Below are 25,118 nucleotides of genomic sequence, written 5' to 3'. Positions count from 1 at the left end.
GAATGTCTGTAACTCATTAGTAGAGAAGAGTGTTAAATGATAACAAAGCCTAAAATCTGTAGAGACTGTTTAGAAATGATTTAGAGCTGGTCTATCAAGTTGACACATAGATATTACTACTAAATAATGTTACTCAATAAGGAGAATTTTTATGTGGTTACTGCTATTTTTTTCTAAATCCAAGAGAGAACTCATCAGCCTGATCATAAGTAATGTTGTAAATATCTTTATTTCGATTTTGACAATTGTCTTTGGAGTAAAAGGTTTACTGAAGGGTGAGACAATGGGCGGTCTCATTCTTTTAGCTATTGGTTTACTTGTCGGCAGTATAACTGTCTATCTTATCCAAAAATCAATTAGAACTATGAGTAGGGAACAAAGTAAAACAAATTCGATGAACTAATGCCGCACCCCCGTACAAAGCTCGTTTGTTTTTGAAGGGGAATCACTAGAGTACAGCTGAAATTTACAGTAAAATCTAAATTTCCAGATAGGTCTCAATAAGAAAAGAGGAAAAAAGAATGAGTCAAACAGTAACGATTGAAGGAATGAAATGCGACGGTTGTGTAGGGATCGTCAAAGAAAAATTTGAAGCGATCAAAGGCGTGCAGTCTGTTGATGTACAGTTGGATACAAAGCAAGCAACGATTGATGCAGACAGCGAACTATCTAAAGCGCAGCTTGATGCAGCCTTGGCGGATACGAAGTTTACAGTGGTCAACGAATAATAAACCGAAAACAACCAGAGGCTGAGCCAGAAGTGTTTAGCTACAAGCAATAAGCCGGAATTCACGAAAATTGTTTCACAAATTTTTGTTGAATTCCGGCTTATTGTCCTAGGAGCTACTTCTGACTCGCCGTTTATTCGGATTTAGGGTATGGAAAAGAGTGGCAACAGATTATTGTCCCACTCTCCGGTTGTTTGTTTTAAGCTAATTTTTTAAGAAGCAGTTCATATTCTTTTTGTGTTTTTTCCGGGTCTTTATTCGTATAGTAATAGGTATATTCTTTAGTTGTGATTTTCATAATCGGCGTTTCTTTTTGATACACCAGCAGATAAGCAGGCTCATCGTCTACTCTGAATTCCCCAGTCAAGTAATGCTCTGTTGCTGCTCCGTATACCCGTAGACTGTTTTCCGGCAGCGTATCTACCAGTACAACCGATTCGATGGACTGAATTGGGATTTCTCTGGTTTTTGAGAACGGAGCAGACAAGGAAACCTCATTCGCTGTGAGCTCCATACGGAAGGGATCGCTGGAAAAATCATTGATCAGCAATGGCACACTGGCGATGAAGGTAGTTGCTATGACCACGATCGATAAAACAACCATGGAGATTTTTCCCGCCGGACGTCCCAAGTTCACTGACATGTTCATCCCCAACCGATCAGGAACCATGATTCGAGGGTCTTCCGGATTGATGTATAGCCCATAGCGCCAATATTGATCGTCGTCGCCATAGCGATAGTCAGAAGCTTGTAAAATCAACTGATCCTGTGTTTTTCTCAGACGAAACATCAAGAAAAAAATGAACCCGATATAAATAAACAGCAATGTAAAGTAACCAATCACCAGATACATCATTTTTCCGTACGCCATCGTGAGAGACAACGTTGGAAGGAAAGACAGCGGACTGAAGACAAAGGTAGAGGAAACCAAAAGCAAAGACCAGTAGTAGCGCATTGCGTCGTTGACCTGTTGGTTGGTCTGTTCATCACTGGTCAATGCTTTGACTGGTAAACGGCTGACTAAATAATAAGAAAAAATGAATAGTCCGGCTGTCAGTAAAGAGATGCTGCCGAACAGGAGCATACCGCCAATTGGCTTCACTGAAAAAATAGTATAGATGATGCCGCTAAGAGAAATCAGGATACTAGGTAAGAACCAGTAAGCCTTGAGCATTTTTCGATTTTTGTTCAGTATCAGCTTTGTATCAACTAACAGAGGTTTTGTTGGCAAAATCCAATTGTTCTTCATTTTGACAGCTGTCATTTTTCGAATATAGAGAACCTGTGTGTAGTAATTTACACCAATCATGCCGAACAGTGACAACAACAAGAACAATATCGCAATCGAGTCATAAGGAATAAGGAGTAAGAGCAAGTCCATTAGAGAAAAGACGACAGCTACGATGAGCAGTGTCTTCTTATAGCTTTGCCTTACTTGAGTAACCTGTGAATCATTGAGTTTGTCCTTTGGCAGAGTTGTTTCCAAGATGATATTTTTATGTGGATTGGCAACGATCCTGCCAATAAACGCCATTAGGAAATTCATACTGATAAGTACTAATAGGAGCATTATATTCATGTTCATATGGACCACATCCTTTAATTAAAATTCTGCAAGATTTGACTGACGATCGCGTGAATATCTACTTCGTCCATTTGATGAATGGCAGCTTCAGCTAATAGGAGCTCAAGAGATGTGCTAAATTGTTCGATGAAATATTCGGTCGCTTTTGGGAATTCAGCAATCTTGGTCCCGTTCCTTCGGTCGGTTACAATGTATCCTTCCAGCTTCAAGGCATTATAGGCTTTTGAAACGGTCATCATATTTACACCGATTTCATCAGCCAGCTGTCGCACTGACGGCAGCGACTCATTTGATTCCAGCTGACCTCTTGCGATCCCCAAAATTACTTGGTTGCGGATCTGCTGATAAATGGGGGTATCGCTCTTCATATCTATTTCCATTAGCATTTGAAGCACCTCACTATAGTTTATCGTCTTTGTATTATAAAGTATAATACAGTATATGCAAAAATGCAATGAGATGATAGTTGAGAGTTTCTTGAACGAGGCATATAATAGAAAAAGAGCAATCAGGATATGCAGGAAAAGCTCGAAGGAATCATACTCTTTCAGGTATATCCTAGTGAAAGGATGGAAGTTATGACAGAAATAAAAAATGAAACAACTAAAAAATTTAGAGAAGCGTTTGCCGCAGATACAAAACAGCGGGCACTGCAGAATGCGGTAGTAAAAAACGGCATTATGCGGTCAGCGGAAACACAGGAAGCAAGAGTAGAGAATGTTCAGGTTTTTTCTGTGGATCTAGAGACTGGTAAAGTGGCTAATCAAAAGAAAAGCGGTCGTTGTTGGATGTTTGCCGCATTGAACACCTTTCGCCATAAACTGATCAACAGCTTCCAGCTGAAAGATTTTGAACTGTCTCAGAACTATACGTTTTTCTGGGACAAATATGAGAAATCAAATTATTTTTATGAAAACATCATTGCAACAGCAGATCAGGAGCTGGATTCTCGTAAAGTAGCTTTCCTATTAGCTACACCGCAGCAGGATGGCGGACAATGGGATATGATCGTATCGTTGTTCAAAAAATACGGCGTTGTACCGAAGACTGCCATGCCTGAAAGCAAGAACAGTTCAGATTCCAGTGAGCTGAACAACTATCTGAATAAAAAGCTGCGCAGAGATGCCGTTGTCCTGAGAACGATGCTTGAAGAAGGACAGTCAGCAGAAGCTGTTCAAGCTAGAAAAGAGGAACTGCTTCAAGAAATTTATAACTTTTTGGCAGTATCATTAGGGACACCTCCTGATGTCTTCGATTTTGAATATAGAGATGAAAACAAAGACTACCATCTTGACCAAGGCCTAACGCCTTTATCCTTTTATGAAAAGTATGTAGGCGTAGATTTAGATGAGTATATCAGTGTGATCAATGCACCAACAAAAGATAAACCCTTCAATAAAACCTACACGGTAGAAATGCTGGGGAATGTTGTAGGCGATAAGCCAGTCAAGTACTTGAATGTGGATATGACTACGTTTAAAAAACTGGCTGTTCAGCAGCTGGAGCAGGGAGAGTCTGTCTGGTTTGGTTGTGACGTAGGTCAATCGTCAAATAGAGAGAATGGTATCATGGCACTGAATGCGTATGAAATCAATGAGTTGTTCGATATTGATTTTACAATGAGCAAGGCGGAACGCTTGGATTATGGTGAGAGCTTGATGACCCATGCAATGGTTCTGACAGGCGTAGATGTTGTAGACGGAGAATCAACAAAGTGGAAGGTTGAAAACAGCTGGGGTGAAAAAGTCGGTGAGAAGGGCTTCTTTGTGATGAGTGATGCATGGATGGATGAATACACGTATCAAATCGTTGTACGCAAGGAGTTCCTAAATGCTGAATTGCTGAAGGCTTGGGAGGAAGAACCAAAAGTTCTAGCACCTTGGGACCCGATGGGGGCGCTGGCATAGCAGTAGCCTGATGAAATGAGACAGCTACCTACTTTAAGTAGGTAGCTGTCTCATTTATTTTTTATGTATCTCCTCTTAGTTTCATATGTGTTGAAAGCAATCGTAAAAGAGTTGTGCGCGCTGAAAATCAGGGAAGACCAGCGTGTCAAAAAATGAAGCTATTGCTTCTGCGGCACTCTTTTTGTTTTTATGTGTGTGGGTCTGCTTAAATTTCGCTTTCTGATGTGGTTGTATACAGTAGGGACCGAGATGTTGCATTTCTCAGCAATCTCGGAAACAGATAGATCAGAGGTTACGTATAGCTCAAGGGCGTGGTTGACTTCATCTGTACGTGGAGGCCGTCCAAGCTGTTTGCCATTCTCTCTTGCTGCATCTAGTCCGGCAAGGACACGCTCACGAATCAATTCGGCTTCCATTTCTGAAAAGGCACTCATGATCGTGAAGAAAAAACGTCCCATAGCGGTACTTGTATCAATATTGTTTTGGATACTGACAAAATTGATGTTTCTTCTATCAAACTCTTCCAGAAGTGCAAGAAGTTGTCGTGTACCACGTGCTAAGCGATCCAGCTTGAAAATGACCAAGGTATCTCCTGACCGGAGTTTCTGAAGAACAGTATTCAATACACTTCTTGCCGGATTTCTACCGCTTTCGCGTTCTTTGTAAATCTTGTCTACACCATAGTGATTTAAAGCCTGTAGCTGTGAATCGAATTTTTGTTGGTGGGTGCTTACCCGCATATAGCCGATAACTGCCATTTTTATCACACTCCTAATAAATTCGAGCTGCTGCCAAACTGAAAATCCTGCTGAAAATAAATAAATACTATTTTATTTATATAATTAGTATTTATTTATTTTGGATTTTCAAATTTGATAGATGTTGAGATCTCCCCGGAGCCCTTTCCCTAAATAAGCAGATATATCAACTGTTTATCGAGGAGTGAGGTCACTCATCTCATCTTATATCTATCAAAAATCATTCACTCCTTTCAAAAATAATTTGCAGGATCAAAAAAAAATGTTGACGGCTCGATATCTTTATAATAAACTAATGTTTTTTAGAAAGTAGAACCACTTGTTATTTAAATTAGGCGGACACACTTCAGAATATGGATAGAAAGGACTTTTCCTTTTTGTCCATATTCTTTTTTTGCATGTTAGTTGCATTTCTCAATATCATTAGTTTTTTAGAAGGTTCTAGTCTGTCAGAACCTTCTATTTCTATTGTTTTTCATCCATATGCATGAGTAGAAAGTCTGCAAAGATAAGTAGCATTAAATAACAAAGTTAGTTGCTTTCTCAGTTTAAAACTATTTTCAGGCTTGTTAAATCAATTGATTTAGCTTGCTACATCGGTAGCCGGGGGGAATCGTCGTCAATCATGGATCAGGAAAAAAAGCGAAAACAACAAAAAAAACGGCAATTGCAACATCCCAAAAAAAGAAAAACTTCGACTTCGCTCGTTGAAAGAGAACAGGTTGTTGGAAATCCTCAAAAAATCAAGAAGAAGAAAACTGGGTCAACAAATGGGTCAACTAAGAAGAAAAAGAGAAATACACAAAACACTTCTAAAAATGGAAAGAAAACAACGAAAAAGAAAAAAAAGCAACCCAAAGCAATATCTTTGCTGCTAAACGTTCTCTTTTACGTGTTTATCCTATCTATAGTTGTCGGTTCGGTTCTATTTGCTACCAGCAATGACGAAAATAAATCATTTCTCGGCTATCGCTTCTTCGGAGTGTTGACGGATTCAATGGTTCCAAGGGATCCCAAAACACAAAAAGGCGGGTTTCATTCCGGAGACATCATTATTGTAAGGGATATACCAGGTGAAAGTGCTGAAGTGGGAGATATCGTTACGTTCCGTCCCAGTATCACAAGCCAGGCTTTTCTGACCCACAGGGTGAAAGAAAAGATGGATAAGCTAGGTGAGACGGAGGGCGTATATTACATTACTCAGGGTGATGCCAACAAAGCAGAAGATGTTCCAATCAGTGCGAAACAGGTAGTCGGGAAAAAAGTGTTTGTTATACCAAAAGTCGGAGGGGTCTTGAATTTCGTTCAAGATAATGTGGTAGTTTCTGTCGTCTTTATCCTTTCAGTGTTTGGGTTTATAACAATCATACGGTATTACTTTTTGAACAATTAGGTATTTTCTCTTTGGGCGGGACTGCGGCATAAGCTAGTTGCACAGAAACAAGTGAGGCGCGAAATGATATCAAACAGTGCCTAGCTGATTCTCGGAGCTAAACGCTTTTGTCACAACCTCAAGCAAGGAGTCAATAATATATTAAGAGGGGGAACTCTACAAATGAAAAAAAATCTGAATAATACTCAGAAGAAGAGTCAGAAGAAAAAAGTACTTGCTGCAGCTGGGGCTTTTGCAGCAGTAGCCGCATTATCGGCAACATTCGCTTGGTTTACAAGTGAAGATTCAAAAACCAACCACTTTGAAGGTGAAATTGCTTCAGGTAAAGACATCGAGATCGTGGAAACATTTGAACCACCGACCGATTGGGAACCAGGTTCAGAAGTAAACAAGGATGTACAGGTAGCCAACGTTGGTAAATACGATGCGTTGATCCGTGTTGGGCTGGATGAGTCATTGCAATTGTTGGATGACCATGTAGCAAAACAAACAACAACTGGTACTGAATTGAATGGATTAACTGAAGCTCAAGCTTATGTTGTTCCAGGAAGCTTACCAACAGATCCAGCTTATGTTGCATCTACATTCCCAACTGCACCAACAATCACAATTGCTGGCGGAGACTACGCGGGTACGTACACATTGAAAGTTGTTGAGAAAACTGAAACAACTGGTACGGCTCCAAATATCGTAGTAACACACACGTATCGTCAAGTATGGGATAACGGAACAAAACAATTCCATGCAACTGGTATCAACGGATATGATCGTGACGAAAACACTGGCGCAATCACTCTGAAAGCTGGTTCTGCAGCAGCAATGTCTTATATTGACTTGACTTATGCAGCAGCAATCACAAGAGATTGGACAGCTCCAACAATTTACAACCCAACTCCAGCATTTGTTGATGGAAATAACGATGTATTGACTTCTCTTGTTAATACAGCTGTAACACCAAATGAACAACACCCAATCGAATTGTTGTTCAACAACATTACAACAAACGCTACTGGCGCTGACAAATGGTTCTTCAACGTTGATGATGGTTACTTCTACTATACAAGTGTAGTTGCACCAGGCGCGTTGACTACTCAATTATTGGATGCTGTAACATTACTGGGAGCTGCTGACAATTCATACAGCAAGCTGAAATATGACTTGACTGTAAATGCTGAAGGAATCTCTGCGTTCCAAGGTGCGGTTGACCAATGGTTGCCTACACCAGCAGCAGGAAGTGCAAGTGCACAAATTGCAAATGCATTGAAAGCTATTACACCAGAAAAATAAGCACTAATTTGATTTGATTACCGACTTAGGAGGAAGGGAAATGAAAATGAAAAGCAATATTAGAAAGGCAATATATATGAGTGTGGGGATTCTTTTCCTACTCTTGTCACTAGTTATTGCTGATACAGCGAAAGCCGTTGAACTTCCTCCCGGTATGGTAATCGGAGACGATCAGGGAATAAAAATCGAAGATGATGGAGAGTACTTGGTCGATGTGCGAGATGTGATGCCGGGGAAAGCCTGGTCAATGAAAATCACAATTACTAATTTAGAAAGAGATATTCCGTATCATTTAACGATGCGGGTCAGCAAGCCGACCCTGATTCAGGGGACATTGGACTTGTCAGAAGCAATACAGATGCGCTTAGTTTACGACGGCGAAGTGATTTATTCTGGTCCATTATCTGGAGATAACGGCAAAATCAATCTTCAGGATGTTGCCTCACCAGTCGATCTTGGAACCTTCAAAAGTGGGGATACACGAATGCTGGAAGCGTATTTCGAGTTAGATGGAAAGAAATACGGCAACAAGGATTTTGCTGAAAAAAATGTTTTTGAGAATATCTGGTATTTCAAAGCAGTAAAAACGAAGCTGCCTGATACAGGAAGCAGCAGTAGTGATGATCCGAAAAAACCGGGGACTTCAAGCAGTACGACACCGGGGAAGGATTTGTTAAAGTTGCCGAATACTGGGGAAGAATGGCGAAACGCCATGATATTTGTCATCATAGGTATGTTTTTAGTTATGGTGGCTCTGTTGATTGTTAAGCATAAGGTTTTAGACAAAAAGAAATCATAGTCATAATCAAGAGGTTGATTGGTAATGGATGTACAGTAAATCATATGTATTTCCGGAGAGCGATTAAATAATAAGGGGGAAGCAAATGTCAAAAAGAAAAAGAATGGGTCGTTTGCTAAAAAAGAAACAAAAGAAAAAGCGGAGCTTTCCTTTGAACAGTAACAAGCTTCCGATACTTTTGCTGGTTTTCTTTTTTTCCAGTTTAATGGTTCTGGGAAGTACGTATGCATGGTTCACTTCAGAAGCTGAGAAAGAAAATAATTTTATCGGTACGCGCTTAGCGGCCGAAATAGATGAAGACTTTGAGGCGAACTATCAATGGCAGCCTGGACTGACGACTCAGAAGGTCGTTCGAGTTAAGAATACAGGAAATGTCCCAGCGTTGATTCGTGTAGCATTTTACGAATACTTACTATTATTCGAAATCGATGTGACGGACCAAACCGGAAACGGGAATCTGAAGCTGGCTTCTGGGGAAATAATGCCAAGTGTTGACAGTAAAAAGGTAGAAACCTGGGCCCCTGCTGCACAGGCAGGTGGTACGTATAAATATGATGAGAAGTTCTATATTGCAAAAGAGGCGGTTGTACCTGATCGATCAACAGGAACTGAAATGTTCAAATTTCAGGATGTGAACAGGGAAAGCAGTCTGTTCAAGTGGTTTGAATTGAATATGCCAAACCATATTTATACGACGACTCCGCCAGCAGGAACCACAGATTACTGGCTATACAGTGATGGTTATTTCTACTATTCAGAGTTGGTAGATCCGGGTCAATCGACAGCACCGGTATTGAACAGTATTCTGCTTAATGCCAGCGCACCAAACAAATACAAAGGAGCATTGTATCAGTTCAATCCTGTGATGGATGCACATGATGCAACAGAAGTGATCCTTGACACATGGGGGCTGCCTCAGTTAGGTGCTGTTCATGAAATGTACAGAGACTATTTGGAAAAATAAAGGAGGGGCATCGTTGAAAAAAGTAAGACGTAAACCGAAAAAAAAGCTGCTTTTGAACAAAATGTCCTTTGGTATTCTTGCTATAGTCGCTGTTATCAGTTTGATTGCCTATAAAGGTGTGCAACAGACCTATGCAGCATTGACCGATGCGGATGAGAAGCAAAATGAGTTCCGTATCAGCGATTTAAGGACGGAAATTGAAGAAGAATTTATTCCACCTGGCACATTTGAACCGGAGATCGATTATACAAAAATAGTGACCGTTAAGAATGCCGGCGAGATGAACAGCTTTGTTCGAGTGTTGGCCTTGCCAGTCATTACAAAAACCAGCGGCAGTGGTGCTGTTACTTTACTACCGGCAACCACAGAAGGAGCAGATGCTGTTTTAACGATCGACTACAATTTAACGGATTGGATCGATGGTAAGGATGGGTACTTTTACTACAAAAAGAAACTGACAGCAGGGGAAAAAACCACTCCGTTATTCACGACAGTGCGAATGAATCAGGCCAATATAACTACTGAATATACCGGTGCAGTTCTTGATTTTGAAATCAAGGTTGAAGGAATCGGAGCGACGAAATATGCATATCGGGATGCTTGGTGGAACGGCCAGACACCATCTGCAAATCCATTATTAGCAGTTGATGATTTGTTGAAGGATCAAACAGATGGAAATTAAACGGAATACGCACTAGAGGAGGAAGATAATGAGCAAAATAAGAAATAATAAGGGTATGTTCAAGCTTGCTGCACTTTTTCTTTTCTTTATCAGTATGATCATTTTTTCCCAGTCTTTGTTGACAACGAATGCGCCAATCAAGGCAAATGAGTCTGGCGAAAGCGCAGCAGCAAGAAATCAATTCGGCTTAGACTATGGAGAGGTGGGCGTTAGTAAAACAGCAACACCAGTGGATGGTATGGTCAATCAGTGGGATGTTACCTTACGTGTTGAAGCACGCCACAGCTTTCCGCCACCAGCTGCAGAAGTAGTATTGATTGTAGATACTTCTGGAAGTATGTCAGAAGGAGATCGAATGCCTAAAGCAAAAGAAGCCGCAAAAAGCTTTGTTGAACAGTTGCTTCAGGATAATTATCTTCATAAGATTTCTTTGATTACCTACGACAGTACAGTTACAACACATAACTTTTCTACTGGACAATGGGTAGGTGCATCAAATAGGACTGAATTGATCAATACGATCGAAGCATTGGATTATACACGCGAGGGAACGACATTTACACAAGCTGCATTAAAAGAGGCAACAAATATCATAAAAACAGCTACTTCGAATAGTAGAAATATTGTATTGGTTTCTGATGGTGTGCCAACGATTAGTTATGCACCTAAATCGCCATATAACAGTTTAAGCGGGATGGAAGCATTTAATCAGGACTTTTATCCTGGTAAAAATGCTTATCAAACGGTTCAAACGATACCAGAAGATAAGTTTGATTACAGTGTTAGATATGGCTTTGGTAAAACCTATTTGTCGATTGGAGAATCACCAATATTTGTTCCATCTACAAATAGTGATGATGTCCTTTTTGGAAACCATGCAAACAGTGCTATTGCTGAAGCAACGATAAGTAAAGATATAGATAAATCAGCTGGAGAAAAGTTGATCACCAATATTTATACGATTGGGCTGGACTTAGATAAACAGATTAGTGTGGATGGATTGGTTGCTTCAGAGATTATTCGTACATCGAAAGAAGTAATGGAAAAAGTCGCTTCCTCACCAGATAAAAGCTATGATGCAACGCCTGATGATTTAGAAGAAATTCTAATGGGGATCGCGGGAGAATTTGTCGGAAACGTAAAAGTAGCGAATGTAACAGATCCAATGGGAACAGGGTTTACTGTAAATGGGACTGTGACAGATACGAATGCTTCACAAGGAACGGTGACGGTGTCTGGTTCTGCTGGTTTGCAAACGATCGCTTGGGACATCGGTGAAATGCTGAATCCAATCAGCAATGATCCAGATGAAGACATCATGTATGCGGAATTGACCTATCGTGTGGATGGCAACAATGATGTACTTGGGGTTCTTGATGGCAATGGTTTAGCAGAAACCAATGGGCCGACAATCTTGGACTATACAGATGCATTTGATGTAGATCACTCAGTAGATTTTAAGGTACCAAAGGTCAAACCAACTATCGTTCGTTTGAAAAAAGAACTTTATGATGAAGACGATCAGGAAATTACAGGCTCTACAGAGGAATTTGATGTTGCCTATGGGAACGATCAATATACAGTTGATGATACTTTCAAGGTAAAAGCAGATGGTCAATTTATTGAAACAGTCCATCCTTGGCAAACCGACACTGAATACAATGTGGCGGAAAGCCTGACCTCATCACAAAAGTATAGTGTATCTATTGATATCAATGGTGTTCCGACATCAGGCAGTACAGCAATTTTTGAATTTTTAAGCGGTACCGGCGACTATGATGACGTAGAAATCATAGTAAAAAATAGAATGGTGTCTAAAGGGTTGAATATCCGTCAAGTAGTCTTGAACCCTAACGGTGAGTTAGTTATTCCAAGTAGAGCATTCTACAATGCAGTGATAGACTCTTCAACTGCAACGCTGAACCTTACCTCAGGGAGTACAACGTTGAACACACCAGCTGAGGTAAATGAATCGCTGTTCACAAAATACAAGCTGTCGATTGAAAATCGGGAAGCTGCAATCAAAATCGATGATTTGGTTCCTGAGTATTATGAGCTGCATGGTTATATATTGACAAAAGATAGCCTTGACATAAGCAACAAGCATATATCATCGAATACGGCTGATTTGGTTACGACAAACGGCGCAGTTCTGACTTACGATATTGATACCGCTGAGTATTGGTTGACGATGTTCATTGAACCTAAGCTGGGAACAGACTCAGGTGGTCAGAGTGAAGATTCGCCAAGACCATATAGCTGGGACTATGAAGTGAACAAATTTGGTACTCCGTAAACAAAGTGAAACGCTTGGACAATGGTTCGAGTTTCCAACTTGACCATTTATAGAACGAAATATCAAAAGCTCAATTAAAAAAAGTACTGGACATCAACAATCATCCAATAGAGACCTGAAGAAGATAGAAGCGCTCTTGGCTTCTTTCAGACAGAAAGCGTGAGAAATGCTTATGGAACACGGTCTTGACTATTGAGCATTGATGAACCAGTACTTTTTATTATCCATTTTTTGAAAGCTGTTAAGACTGGCTCTTTAAATCAAAAAAGTGCCGGCAATAAAAATAAACGAGTTGAAATCAGTAATGCCTACGGATTTTCCACAAATCAATATCTGTTGAGGATTGCTGTTCATGCATGGCTTTAAGAGTTAGTTACCTGCTTTTTAAGGAGAAGCAGGGGCAATAGCTCCTTAAGTGAGTTAAATGGTTACATATAAAGAGGGGAGGAATAGTTGTGCCTACAATTGGAGTATTTAATTTATCCGGTACACTAAAGCAGCAGCAAAAGGAACTTTTATCCAGAGAGGACATCAGTATTGTCGAGTTGGAAAAATCGGAAATAGACAAAGCCCTTTCGATGGATGCAGCAGTGATTGTGGATGAGCATCAGAAAAATATCAGTGAAAGCTGCGTATTGATCACAAAGCTGCGGGAGAAAAAACATATGCTCTTATGGACATATGGAAATGAGATTTCGGAAGTCAATCGTATGATTTATCTACAGTTAGGTGTAGATGGAAACATCATCAGCGACCAAGGTCAGGAGTTCTTTTTGATTGTTCGCAATGCATTGACGGGAAGAAAGGCATTATTGGAAAAAGATTTTGAGCACACCTTCAACAAGGGGCAGCGTTCGGATTGTCTTGAGTTGAATCCGGACAATCAGAGTGTCATTGTTAATGGAGAAGATGAAATTGGGCTGACGGGGCTGGAGTATCGAGCACTCTCGGTTTTGAGTAAACAGCCGAAGAAAACATTTAAATATGATGAGCTTTATGAGAAGTTATGGGGAACGAAGCGGGTCAATGGGAAGCCTAGAATAGCAAATATCATTTTTCATCTGCGAAGTAAGCTGGAAAATGATCCGGTAAATCTCAGTGTGATCAAGACAGTAAGAAGCAAGGGGTATATGTTTGTTCCGCCTACAGATAAAGTAGATGGATGATTCGTTTTAATAAAATCCTGAAAAGCCGGTAATTCCACCTAAGCAAACAATCAGTTATTATCTTTTGGAAGAATTATATTTTTTTTAGTGAAGATAACTGAACTTTGTGTTACTATTGTTTTGTTGGGTAGTATAGCGAAGAAAGGGAGCATGTGTAATGGGTACTGGTTTTTTGTGATTTTATCAACATGAGTAATTATATAAAGCCTGTTAAATAAACGAGAAATCATCTTATTTCCTTTGTTTACATTACAAGTTAAGGGATAGTTAACTCTTATCAATGTATGAGTTTTTTACAGCTTCACACAATCTCGTTTTTGCAGCGATTCTGCTGATTTAGTACAGTAACCCCTTCAAAGAAATGGTGCGTAATACATAGACCATTCCACTGGAAGAGTTGGTCTTAAAGGCAGAACTGGTAACTTGACGCACTTGTGAGCCCTAAACGATGACGAGTGCCTGCATGAGAAAGTAAAGCACTGTTTTCACAAAAAAATTTCCTTGCGTTCTGTTTCACTATGACCTTGAGATAATGCGCTGATTTGAAAGATATGTCTCTATGGTTCAAGAGTTACAGCTCGTTTCGAGGAAAGCACTAATAAAATTGTTTTTATATTTTTCACAATGCTGCGATCTTCGAAGCGAAGTGTTGAATTAAAAGATTTGTCTCTGTAACCCTCGCGATACTGAGAGAATTGAGACAAAGTATTGAACTAAAAGATTTGTCACTATAATTCTCACAATACTAAGAGAATTGAGACAAAATATTGAACTAAAAGATTTGTCACTATAATTCTCGCAATACTAAGGGGATTGAGACAAAGTATTGCTTTAAAAATGTGTCTCTCCGGTTCCTACATTACTACGATCCTCGAGACAAAGCATTACGCCTAAATCGCTTCACTAACAACTTCTCGTGTAATAGATAATTTAATAGGGTTTATATGATAAAAAAATAAATATGTAAAGGACGAGTTGAGAGTGAAAAAAGGAATCAAACGAGTAATTTATCCAATCGCCATGATGATCATGGCACTTGTGCTTTTCTCCAGTCAGGGAACTGAAGCAGAAGCAGCAGTTAATGTACCCGCAGGTGGAGGCTGGAACGCAACGGGTGTATCTGAAACAGGACAGGAAGCTCCAGTAGATCCCGCTGCGTCGGTATTAAGCGGCGTGCAGACAACTTCTTTAAGCCTGAATAGTCGTTGTTTTCTGCCAGTTTTTGGCGGATATATAGAAATCACAAAATATGATTCAACAACGTTCAAGAAGTTGGCTGGGGCCCAGTTTACTATCTATAATAGTGCTGGAAAAGTCGTTGAGGTTATTACCTCAAATGCTTTTGGGGTAGCAAAATCAAGTAAACTTTCTCTTGGTACCTACAAGGTTGTAGAGACGAAAGCGCCAGCTGGTTATGAGCTGGAAAGTACTCCTGTGACAGTTGCGTTGAAGGCGTGTGTGACAGTTTGTTTGAAAAAATACAACAAGCCGGCATGTACGACTGGAAACCTGAATATCAAAAAGGTGGATGAAAACGGCCGTCCTTTAGCCGGAGCGACCTTTGATGTTTTCAATTCATCAGGAACGAAAGTTGGAACAGTAACTACAAATGCAAATGGTGTAGCGCAATTGACCAATCTGCCATATGGCGAATATACATTGGTGGAAACAAAAGCACCGGACGGTTATGAGCTGAACACAACACCAATCAAAGTAACTATTTCAAAAACAACACCAAACCCAACGGTGACTGTAGTCAATAAGAAATCAAAGGGCGGTTTGGAAGTAGTTAAAAAGGACGAAGACGGCAATCCATTAGCGGGAGCTGAGTTTGATGTATTTAATGCGTCAGGTGTGAAAGTAGCGACGGTCACAACAGGTGCAGATGGCAAAGCGCAACTGACTGGCTTGCCGTATGGTGAATATACATTGGTAGAAACAAAGGCACCTCCAGGCTATGAGCTGAATACAACGCCTATTAAAGTTACCGTTTCTGCAAAAACACCAAATCCGTCTGTAACTGTAGTTAATAAGAAATTAAAAGGCGGCTTGGAAGTAGATAAAAGAGATGAAGCGGGCAACCCATTAGCGGGAGCTGAGTTTGATGTGTTTGATGCGTCAGGTACGAAGGTAGCAACGATCACAACAGGCGCAGACGGTAAAGCGCAACTGACTGGCTTGCCATATGGTGAATATACATTGGTAGAAACAAAGGCACCTCCAGGTTATGAATTGAATGCAACACCAATCAAGGTAACTATTTCAGCAACAACACCAAATCCGTCAGTAACAGTAGTTAATAAAGAGTCAAAAGGCGGCTTGGAAGTAGATAAAAGAGATGAAGCGGGCAACCCATTAGCGGGAGCTGAGTTTGATGTGTTTGATGCGTCAGGTACGAAGGTAGCGACGATCACAACAGGCGCAGACGGTAAAGCGCAACTGACTGGCTTGCCGTATGGTGAATATACATTGGTGGAAACGAAAGCACCAGATGGCTATGAGCTGGATGCGACACCAATCAAAGTAACAGTTTCAGCGACAACACCAAATCCGTCAGTAACAGTAGTTAATAAAGAATCAAAAGGCGGCTTGGAAGTAGATAAAAGAAACGAAGCGGGCAACCCATTGGCTGGGGCTGAGTTTGATGTGTTTGATGCGTCAGGAACGAAAGTAGCGACGATTACAACGGGTGCAGACGGCAAAGCGCAGCTGACTGATTTGCCATACGGTGAATATACATTGGTGGAAACGAAAGCACCAGATGGCTATGAACTGGATGCGACACCAATCAAGGTAACTGTATCAAAAGACACACCGAATCCATCAGTGACAGTAGTGAACAAAGAATCAAGAGGTGGTCTGGAAGTCATCAAGGAAGATGAGACCGGCAAACGACTTGAAGGAGCAATCTTCGATGTATTTGATGCTTCTGGAACAAAGATTGACACAATTACAACGAATGCAATTGGTGTGGCGCAATTGAATAACTTGCCATACGGTGAATATACATTGGTGGAAACAAAAGCACCAGATGGTTATGAACTGGATGCGACACCAATCAAGGTAACTGTATCAAAAGATACACCAAAACCAAGTGTGACAGTCGTCAATAAAGAGGAAGAAGCAGAGTTGGGCTCATTGAAGATTATCAAATATGAGAAGGATTCTGATCCAATTGTTTATTTATCGGATGCCGTTTTTGAAGTATATGATAAAAACTATTCATTAGTCGGCACATACACAACAAATCAAGATGGCGTGATATTGATCGATAATTTAGAACCTGGGACATACTATGTTGTAGAGAAAACAGCTCCTCCGGGATACGAAGAAGATAATACGTTCTATCCAATTGAAGTTAAAGCTGGTGAAGTCGCAGAAATCGCTCATCCAAATGTGAAAATCAATGATGTCGGTGCACTGAAAATCGTGAAATATGCTAGAGATGCATTTGGAGGGACGACAACGACAACACTGCCGGGGGCGACCTTTAAAATCACATATCCAGATGGTTCAGAAGTGACAGAGGTAACAGATGAAAACGGCGAAATCAACTTATATAATTTAGCAGCGGGTATGTATGTGATAGAAGAAACAATTGCACCGCCAGGCTATTCTCTTGATCCTGTTTCAAATGTTTATACAGTGGGGGTCACAGTAGGGCAGACAACGATTCAAAATGTTTATAACAGACCTACTGGACAGCGATTTGGTGAAGGTAGAGCCGTGATTTTTGTCACTTCAACGACGCTAGATACTAAAGGACAAAAATTCTGGTTGATCGATAGTGACAATAATGTGATTCAAGCTGAAACAAATAATTTTGGTCAAATCAGTACGTATCTTCCTGTTGGAGATTATAAGATTCTGCATGCTGCTGCATCAGAATTAACAATGCAAGCAACCGAGTTGAACTTTGATGGAGTAGAAGATGCTGCTGCATTCCAGATTCAAAAGGACAAGCTGACAATCGTCAATTTGAAAATCTAAAAGGATACACCCCTATTTGGTTTAAAATAGCCGTTTAGGGCGGCTATTTTAAATATATATGAATACGACTAAACAAGCGCCAAAGAATAGGAGCGTTGCTGCTTTTACTGTAGGCAGCAGCTTGATTTTCTGTGATGAATGATTTAGTACGATTCGTAATAGAGTATTGGTTTTAAAAACCGTGTTGTACGAAGGGAGGAATAAAAGTGGATAAACAAGCAGAAAAGAAGGTTGGAAAATCTTTTGAAGAATTGACGCCGGAAGAAATGAACAAAGTTCAAGGAAGCTTCTTCGGAATCGGAGGAAGCTGGAGCTGGTCTTCATCATCTTCGTCATCATCATCATCTTCAAGTAACTGTTATTCTACGAAATGCAGTTATAGCTGTTTCACAAGCCGTTGTTGCGGTTGGCGTTAATGAAATACTGAATTTGCTAGATAAGCAACTGTTCCAGCAGTGCTTATCTAGCACTTATTTTTAATAACATTATACATAGGTTTACTATAACTGAGGAGCAAGAAGTTCGCTGACTGATCTCTTCAAAAACTTAAAAGGAGCTACTTATGAGAATTGAGAACTTGGCAAGAGCGACGTCGATCAAGCAACGATATACATTGCTGAAAGACTATTATGACAGAAATAACCTGTCTTATCCAGAAGAAAGATTGGCTAACTTCTTGAGTTGGCGTAAACGTCCGACATTGGTCACAGAAGAACGATTTCAACAAATACTCTCCAGTATGGAGTTGTCTGAACAGGATTTTGGCTTCGCCATTAAAGCGATGACACAAGAGGAACAGAATGATCTATTCCAACAGCTGTCGCAAGAAGACTGGCTGAACACTACCAAAGAAATATTTGAATCGGTGGATACAGATCAACGTGACATCGAGGCTCAGGTAAACGTCAACTTTACTTACGCATTGCGCCTGCATATCAATTATTTTGATTCGAAAATTAGAGAGTCTGCAAAAGATTTTCCAACTGTTAGTATAGCAGAACAGGCGTTGAGTAACTACATAGAAGAAGGGATCAATCGCTTTTTGGATATCAGCTTGCGAACCTTTGTCTATGACCTTCATGATCAAAAGCAGTATATAACCCTCAAGGGTGAGGATGAGAAAGAGCGGTTCAGGGAATATTTGATTTATCGCTTCTATAATAAAGAATCGTTATACCAATTTTTCTACAGCTTCCCTGTATTGACACGGATGCTGGCAGAAATCATGAGCTATCAGCTTGCGAACTTTCAAGCGTTGCTATCGGCATTGGCAGAGAGTAAGGAAGAATTGCAGAAGACCTTTCATATAGGAAATTCGTTTTGCGTAGAACGTTTGAGAATGGGGGCAGGGGATTCTCACGATCGAGGGAAATCTGTTGCTATTTTGACGTTTGACGATGGTTCTGAACTGGTCTACAAGCCGAAAAACTTGGAAATCAGTGTCCGCTTCGACCAGTTTATTTCACGTTTGCAAAAAGAGGATGCCCGTTTTGATTTTTATCTAACGAAGAAAGTCGTTAAGTCGGAGTATACCTTTGAAGAGCGATTGACGCATAGTGAATGTGAGTCAGAAGAAGATTTACAGCATTATTATCGTCAATTTGGTCATACGATTGCATTGGTTTATTTATTGAACGGAAATGATTTTCACTTGGAGAATATTTTGGCTCATGGAAAATATCCGGTGATGATCGATCTTGAAACAATCATTCAGAATAATTTTCCAGCACCGAACAGCGAGAATGCGATTGTCATGGCGCAAAGGGATAATATGGAATCCGTTATCATGAGCGGCTTGGTTCCAATCTATCTATTTGAGGAGAAGGCAGAGGGCGATGTGGAAGGCGCAGCTCAAGGTGTTCAGCTAAGCGCACTGAGTGGAGACCAGCAGAAGCTTCCTTATAAGGTATTGAAGCTGATCAATTTCGATTCTGATAATATGCAGTTTGTCTATGAAGAACATATGACAGATGCGGCGGAAAATATTCCTTTGTATAAAGGAGAGAAGGTAGATTTTACACCATATATTCATTTGATTCTTGATGGTTTTCGTGAGTTTTCAGCCTTTGCCAGAGAAAATAGAGAATTTCTTATCCAGACAGTAAAAGGCTGCTTTTCGAATGTGCTGGTGAGAAATGTGATCAAGACAACTCAGAGCTACGGAGATCTTCTGGATTACTCTACTCATCCCAGCTGTATGGTGGACTATATCGAGAGGGAAAAACTGTTTGAAAATCTTTGGATGCATAGCTACTCGAATGAGCAGCCAATCCCTTTTGAAGTAAGAGACATGCTGCAGCATGATGTACCGATCTTTTTCAATCGGACGGATTCCTGTAATTTGACAGCCAGTCGTGGTGAGGATGTCGGGAAGATGTATGACGCAGCAGCGATCCATACTGAAATTGAAAAGCTGAGTCATTTCGATCAACAAGAAGAAGAGGAACAGTTGGATTATTTATATACCTCATTTGGCACCTATGATCCGATGGAGCTGCAGGAAACAGTGGTTGAAGCAGTACAGGAAAGTGAGACCGATTCCTATCTGGAACAGGCGGCAGCCATTGGGCAGCGACTACTGGACTCGGCGTTTATCGGAGAAGACTCGATTGCCTGGAAGAATGTAGAGGAAACTTCTTCTGACAACTATATGGTCACTGTTATGAACGAAAATCTGTACGATGGCATCACAGGGATGTATCTGTATTTCAGTGAGCTGTATCATTTGACCGATGATCCTCGATTTAAGGAACCTTATGAGTTGAGTGAGGCGCTGGTTCTTAAACTGAGTGAGGAATATATAGATAGTATTTCTGCTTTCTATGGCTCATTCGCGGCGGTTTATCCGTTATTGTATACCTTTAAGCTGAGTGGAAAGTCTGCGCTTTTGGAGGCTGCTGAACGGATTGCGGTATTTTATATGGAAAACTATCAAGCAGAGCAAATCGGTGGTTATGACTGGACAGGGGGAACAGCATCCATCATCAAGGTGTTTACGCAACTTTTTGAGATAACCGAGAAAATAGCATATAAGCAGTTTGCGCAACGACTGCTTCAGGATTTGAAAACGGAGGGGATTACCCAAGGCGGTTTTGCCCACGGTTATTCCGGAGTGATCCATGCAGCGAACAGTGTCAGAAAGCTTGAGGAAACAGATGCGTGTGACCAGCTGATTCGCTGGGGCTTGGCAGAGGAGCGGAAAACATTTGATGCTGCTCAAAAAGGCTGGCTGGATCTTAGACCAGCAATTCCAATGGTCAATGATTTGTGGTGCTATGGTGCAACAGGTATCGGCATGGCTTATCTGGATTTACTGGAAAGCGGGTTCACTGATGAGTTGTTGGCAGAAGAAGTAGTGATGGCTGCAGAACGTCTGTTGAATCAGGAAAAGGCGGATGATTGTCTTTGCCATGGCAACTTCGGAGATCTTGAATACTTGCTGAGTGCACAGAGTCACTTGAAACAAGAGCAGCAGGGAAGGCTTCAGGAGAGAATCGACTGGCTGCAACAAAAGCAGAGAACCGCTGATTATCATTTTGAAGGATTGAAGACTGTTCCCAAATATGGATTGTTTACAGGATTGTCAGGCATTGGACACCAATATTTACGTCTATCCAATCCTAAAAAAAGTGCCAATATATTAACTCTGGAATTACCGGAATAAGGATAGGGGGGATGTTATGTTGAAGAAAAAGGTACCGTTTGTTGAACCTAGTGAACACAGTGAATGCGGTCTTGCTTGTGTGACGATGATTTTGAATTACTACAAGGACTCAGTGACCTTGAATCAGCTGCGGGATATCTATGGTGTTCCTAAAGGCGGCAATACATTATTGAATTTAAAAGAAATTCTGGAGGAACGTGGGATTGAAACGAAGGCGATCCGTGTTCTTGAACTGGATATTTTAATGGAACAGACGGAACCGGTGATTTGTTTTTGGGAGAACAGGCATTACGTTGTTTTGGAAAGGCTGACCAAGGACTTTGCTGTTATCTTAGATCCGGCGGAGGGGAAGAAAAAAATTCCGCTAGCTGAATTTGAAGCGCTTTTTACCGATTTTGCTCTATTAGTAGAGGCTCAGGATGTGACGATCCAGCGCACAGAGAAAAGAAAGAATGCAGCGTTGTCGATTTTTAAACGAATCTTCAAGGAGCAAAAGCTAAAGGCTTCTGTCTTTATTGGCTTGACCTTACTGATTCAAGGCGTCAGTATCTTGGTTCCGCGTTTAACACAGCTGATCATCGATCGCTCACAGGCATCGAACCAACTGATCACGCAAATCGGCTGGGGTATTCTGTTGATGTTCATTGCCTATTATCTTCTTCAGGTAGCTAGAGGCTTGACCCTGATTGTCTTAGAGAATCTATTTGATCTAACCTTAATGAAGGCTTTCATGCGAAAAATCATGCATTTGCCGTTGCGCTTTTTTGTCAATCGTTCTACCGGGGACCTGATTTTTCGGGCAAACCTCAGCGTGATCATTCAGCAAATCATGAGTCAGCGGATGCTGACCTTATTCGTTGATTTTCTATTTGTATTTATTTATCTGATTTTAATGCTGGCGATTTCTCCGCAAATGACGCTGATTGCATTTGCCGGAGCCATTGTGATGGGAGGCATCTCCTTTGTTAATTCTAAGAAGGTACAGGCCATAACAGATAAAGAGCTGCTGGCACAATCACGTGTACAAAGAATCTTGGTGGAGCTGTTTGAGGGGATGGAAACAGTGAAATCTTCAGGCTCTGAAAAACAATTTTACAATAAATGGCTGGGGAATTTCAGGCAGCAGATCGACCTTCGAGTAGAGAAAGATCGCTTTTCTACTTGGGTGCGTACAATTCAGACGTCAATCCAGTTTATTTTACCTGTTCTGCTGATTTACATTGGTGTATTCCAGCTGATGGATGACCAGCTGACGTTGGGGCAAATCATTAGCTTCAACTCATTGGCAGGTGCGTTTATTACACCAATCGTTGTCGTGTTCGATTCTTATACGGAGATTTTATTACTGCGATCGTATTTCGGTAAGCTTAATGAGATACTGGATGCTTCGGAAACACGGAAGAAGCCAAAAGGAGCTGTAAAAGTAAAAGAGATTCAATCATTGGATGTTCGATCCGTGTCCTTTAAATACAGTCGTTTTGAAGAAAATATTTTAGAGGATATTTCCTTCAGTGTTAAAGCCGGCGAGAAAATTGCGATTGTCGGGAAAAGCGGTTCAGGAAAAAGTACCTTGCTGAAGCTTCTGGCAGGGCTTTATGAACCGACTGAAGGCGCAATCGAAGTGAACCAGCAGGACCTTCGTACGATTAACGAAGAATCAATCAAGCGAGTTACCAGTATCGTGAACCAGAAGCCGACGATTTTCAATGCTTCGCTTCTGGAAAATATTGTCATGAATCAGGAAGAGTTCGATGAACAGAGACTGGAACAGGCAATCTATGATTCCAGAGTCAGTGAAATCATTCAGAATTTGCCATTGGGCTTGGAGACGCCGATTTCAGAAGGCGGCATGAATCTGTCAGGCGGACAGATGCAGCGAATATCCATTGCTCGGGCGCTAGTCAAAGAAACACAGCTGCTGCTGATGGATGAACCAACGAGCTCCCTTGATAATATCTCTGAAAACTTTATCATGAATCAGTTGAAGCACTATAGCTTTACTTGTATCGTTATTGCTCATCGCTTGAACACAGTGAGGCATTTTGATCGGATTCTGGTAGTAGATCAAGGACGAATCGTGGAGGAAGGAACACATGAAACACTGATTCAAAAGAAAGGATACTATTATTCGATTTACCACGAGCCGACAGAATCAAGCGTCGAGGGCCCCTTTTTTTCAACTGAGTATTGATAGACTCAAAGACAGACAAAAGAAGGAGGGATTTGATGGCGGTGATTGGGTATATGCGTGTGAGCACGCCACATCAAAAGTTTGATTCACAACTGCAGGCACTGGAAGCCTATGGGGTAGATAAGATTTTTAAAGAGCATGAGAGTGGACGAAAGCTAGAGCGCACAGAGCTTAAGAAGGCATTGAGTACACTTAGATCCGGCGATACCTTTGTGATTTTTAAGTTGGATAGACTGGCACGGGGAACAAAGCAGCTGTTGAGTTTGATGGAAGACTTTGAACGAAATAAAATCAACTTTGTCAGTATTCAAAACAACATTGATACAACTACAGCGACAGGCCGTTTCTTCTTTACCATCATGGGCGCCTTTGCAGAAATGGAGGCAGAGATGATCCGAGAACGTGTTTTGGCCGGCTTGAGTGCAGCGAAGAACAAAGGTGTCATACTTGGGAGACCACCATTGGTGGAACAGGTGAAAGAAGCACTGGATCTATATCATAATACGGATATTCCTGCTCAGGAGATTTCTAAGCGCTGTGGTATTTCCACAGCGACAATTTACTATCATTTGAAAAAGGACGGTGTTTACCGTACGAAAAGAGAGATTTCCAGCAAATAGCAGAATAAAAATCAGCGGACAGAACTTTCAATGGGTTCCACCTGCTGATTTTTATTTGCCGTTTATTAAAGCGACGACACTCGGAAGTGATGGATTCCGAGAACCGATCGGCTTTCATTGTTACAAGCTTTGATAGTCGCAGTACTGATCCTTATAAGATCGAATAGATGACCCTGCGATAATTTACAGCTGTATGCTTATTGAACGTTTACATCGATGACTTGATAGAATGCATTTGTTGTATCAGCGACATTCCATACACCATAAATGATATGGTAGCCTGAACGGTTGCTTGGAACTGTCAGTGTATGATTCACTGTTGAACCTGGAATAGCATTGTTGTCATTCACTTGACCGATCATTTCAAAATCACTGATTTTTAGTGGAGAATTTGGATCCCATCCTTGTTTTGTCATATAGTAATCCCATGTGGAGGTACGGTGTTGAGCGGTCAATGTCCACTTAAGCGGTAATGTTCCTGTTGAAATCGTTGTTTTGTGCCAGCGGGTCGCTGTCTGCTCATCCAACGCTTCAAATCCGCTAACGCCTGCACTGGCTAATTTCCCATCAATGAATACGCCTTTTGTTGCTTCGATACTTTGTGGTTCCCACTCTGCACGTCCAACGTTTGTATTGAGTTTCCCACCAGCCGCACTGCCGAAGTAAGCTCTACTGCCGGGACTGGAAATATATCCATGAGCTTCTGAAACAGTTGCTGCTGCTGCGGTACCTACTGTGAATAACCCAAGTGCCAAAATCGTTTTCAACAATACTTTCTTCATTGTGTTGCCTCCTAAAGTTTTTTTGTAACGCTTACAATGCTAAAGTAACATGGATTTTTCTGGAGTTCAAAGGATATGCTTTTATCCTTTTATAATCTTTCGAACGTATCGTGCATAATGCTCGGCATTCTCTGAGGGCCTTTCTTCAAGCAAAATGGAAAGTTTTTCTCAGGCTGATTGCTGCTCCAGCTGTAAGGAGACAGGGTCTGAGGAGGAGCGGATTGGAAAAAATACTAAGAAAATAAGTTTGATGGGCATACATATTTTCCACGTATGTTATAATTTACAGAAATGGAAATACCTGTT

At 40.9% G+C, this 25,118-nt stretch carries 19 protein-coding genes; 15 read left to right on the top strand and 4 right to left on the bottom strand.

What is annotated here, in order from left to right:
* Window positions 1-151: 151 nt before the first annotated feature.
* A complete protein-coding gene (locus tag I6N96_RS09285; RefSeq protein WP_209557295.1) occupies window positions 152-403 on the top strand; it encodes a hypothetical protein in 252 nt (83 codons plus the stop codon).
* A 118-nt stretch (window positions 404-521) separates the two neighbouring features.
* On the top strand, window positions 522-728 hold the full coding sequence (locus I6N96_RS09280; RefSeq protein WP_209557294.1) for a heavy-metal-associated domain-containing protein: 207 nt from the start codon (window positions 522-524) through the stop codon (window positions 726-728).
* Between the two features lie 199 nt (window positions 729-927).
* Here the strand turns inward: I6N96_RS09280 and I6N96_RS09275 are convergent, their stop codons facing one another.
* The gene (locus tag I6N96_RS09275) at window positions 928-2,307 is read right to left on the bottom strand and encodes a DUF5808 domain-containing protein (protein WP_209557489.1); all 1,380 of its coding nucleotides are present in this window, start codon (window positions 2,305-2,307) and stop codon (window positions 928-930) included.
* Between the two features lie 20 nt (window positions 2,308-2,327).
* A complete protein-coding gene (locus I6N96_RS09270) occupies window positions 2,328-2,699 on the bottom strand; it encodes a GntR family transcriptional regulator (protein ID WP_209557293.1) in 372 nt (123 codons plus the stop codon).
* Between the two features lie 192 nt (window positions 2,700-2,891).
* On the opposite strand from I6N96_RS09270, the gene I6N96_RS09265 reads away from it, so the two are divergent.
* Window positions 2,892-4,220, top strand: coding sequence for a C1 family peptidase (locus I6N96_RS09265; RefSeq protein WP_209557292.1), 1,329 nt, complete (start codon window positions 2,892-2,894; stop codon window positions 4,218-4,220).
* Between the two features lie 158 nt (window positions 4,221-4,378).
* On the opposite strand, the gene I6N96_RS09260 is transcribed toward I6N96_RS09265, so the two are convergent.
* A complete protein-coding gene (locus tag I6N96_RS09260) occupies window positions 4,379-4,978 on the bottom strand; it encodes a recombinase family protein (RefSeq protein WP_209557291.1) in 600 nt (199 codons plus the stop codon).
* A gap of 625 nt (window positions 4,979-5,603) precedes the next feature.
* Here I6N96_RS09260 and I6N96_RS09255 point away from each other — a divergent pair.
* The 12 genes from I6N96_RS09255 to I6N96_RS09200 all read left to right on the top strand — a co-directional run bounded on the left by I6N96_RS09255 (window position 5,604) and on the right by I6N96_RS09200 (window position 24,030).
* A complete protein-coding gene (locus I6N96_RS09255) occupies window positions 5,604-6,371 on the top strand; it encodes a signal peptidase I (RefSeq protein WP_209557290.1) in 768 nt (255 codons plus the stop codon).
* Window positions 6,372-6,533: 162 nt separating this feature from the next.
* On the top strand, window positions 6,534-7,658 hold the full coding sequence (locus I6N96_RS09250; RefSeq protein WP_209557289.1) for a BsaA family SipW-dependent biofilm matrix protein: 1,125 nt from the start codon (window positions 6,534-6,536) through the stop codon (window positions 7,656-7,658).
* Window positions 7,659-7,698: 40 nt separating this feature from the next.
* The gene (locus tag I6N96_RS09245; protein ID WP_245186911.1) at window positions 7,699-8,457 is read left to right on the top strand and encodes an LPXTG cell wall anchor domain-containing protein; all 759 of its coding nucleotides are present in this window, start codon (window positions 7,699-7,701) and stop codon (window positions 8,455-8,457) included.
* Between the two features lie 85 nt (window positions 8,458-8,542).
* On the top strand, window positions 8,543-9,421 hold the full coding sequence (locus I6N96_RS09240; protein ID WP_209557288.1) for a BsaA family SipW-dependent biofilm matrix protein: 879 nt from the start codon (window positions 8,543-8,545) through the stop codon (window positions 9,419-9,421).
* 13 nt (window positions 9,422-9,434) lie between these two features.
* Entirely contained in the window at window positions 9,435-10,103 is a 669-nt protein-coding gene (locus I6N96_RS09235; protein WP_245186910.1) for a hypothetical protein, read from the top strand.
* Between the two features lie 28 nt (window positions 10,104-10,131).
* Window positions 10,132-12,399, top strand: a complete 2,268-nt coding sequence (locus I6N96_RS09230; protein WP_209557286.1) for a VWA domain-containing protein — start codon at window positions 10,132-10,134, stop codon at window positions 12,397-12,399.
* Window positions 12,400-12,854: 455 nt separating this feature from the next.
* Complete coding sequence (locus tag I6N96_RS19950; protein ID WP_209557285.1) at window positions 12,855-13,565, top strand: winged helix-turn-helix domain-containing protein; 711 nt, start codon at window positions 12,855-12,857, stop codon at window positions 13,563-13,565.
* Window positions 13,566-14,546: 981 nt separating this feature from the next.
* On the top strand, window positions 14,547-17,555 hold the full coding sequence (locus tag I6N96_RS09220) for a SpaA isopeptide-forming pilin-related protein (protein ID WP_209557284.1): 3,009 nt from the start codon (window positions 14,547-14,549) through the stop codon (window positions 17,553-17,555).
* 206 nt (window positions 17,556-17,761) lie between these two features.
* Window positions 17,762-17,971, top strand: a complete 210-nt coding sequence (locus tag I6N96_RS09215) for a mersacidin family lantibiotic (protein WP_209557283.1) — start codon at window positions 17,762-17,764, stop codon at window positions 17,969-17,971.
* A gap of 146 nt (window positions 17,972-18,117) precedes the next feature.
* Window positions 18,118-21,219 (top strand): type 2 lanthipeptide synthetase LanM family protein, encoded by a 3,102-nt coding sequence (locus tag I6N96_RS09210; protein WP_209557282.1) that lies wholly within the window; start codon window positions 18,118-18,120, stop codon window positions 21,217-21,219.
* A 16-nt stretch (window positions 21,220-21,235) separates the two neighbouring features.
* Entirely contained in the window at window positions 21,236-23,410 is a 2,175-nt protein-coding gene (locus I6N96_RS09205; RefSeq protein ID WP_245186909.1) for a peptidase domain-containing ABC transporter, read from the top strand.
* 35 nt (window positions 23,411-23,445) lie between these two features.
* A complete protein-coding gene (locus I6N96_RS09200; RefSeq protein WP_209557281.1) occupies window positions 23,446-24,030 on the top strand; it encodes a recombinase family protein in 585 nt (194 codons plus the stop codon).
* 197 nt (window positions 24,031-24,227) lie between these two features.
* Here the strand turns inward: I6N96_RS09200 and I6N96_RS09195 are convergent, their stop codons facing one another.
* Window positions 24,228-24,812: a lytic polysaccharide monooxygenase gene (locus I6N96_RS09195; RefSeq protein ID WP_209557280.1), complete on the bottom strand. Its 585-nt coding sequence runs from the start codon at window positions 24,810-24,812 to the stop codon at window positions 24,228-24,230.
* Window positions 24,813-25,118 lie beyond the last annotated feature (306 nt).

Origin of the sequence: Enterococcus larvae (genome assembly GCF_017830045.1) — a bacterium.
In the GTDB taxonomy this organism is placed as follows: domain Bacteria; phylum Bacillota; class Bacilli; order Lactobacillales; family Enterococcaceae; genus Enterococcus_L; species Enterococcus_L larvae.
This window is presented reverse-complemented; position numbering and strand designations above follow the sequence as displayed.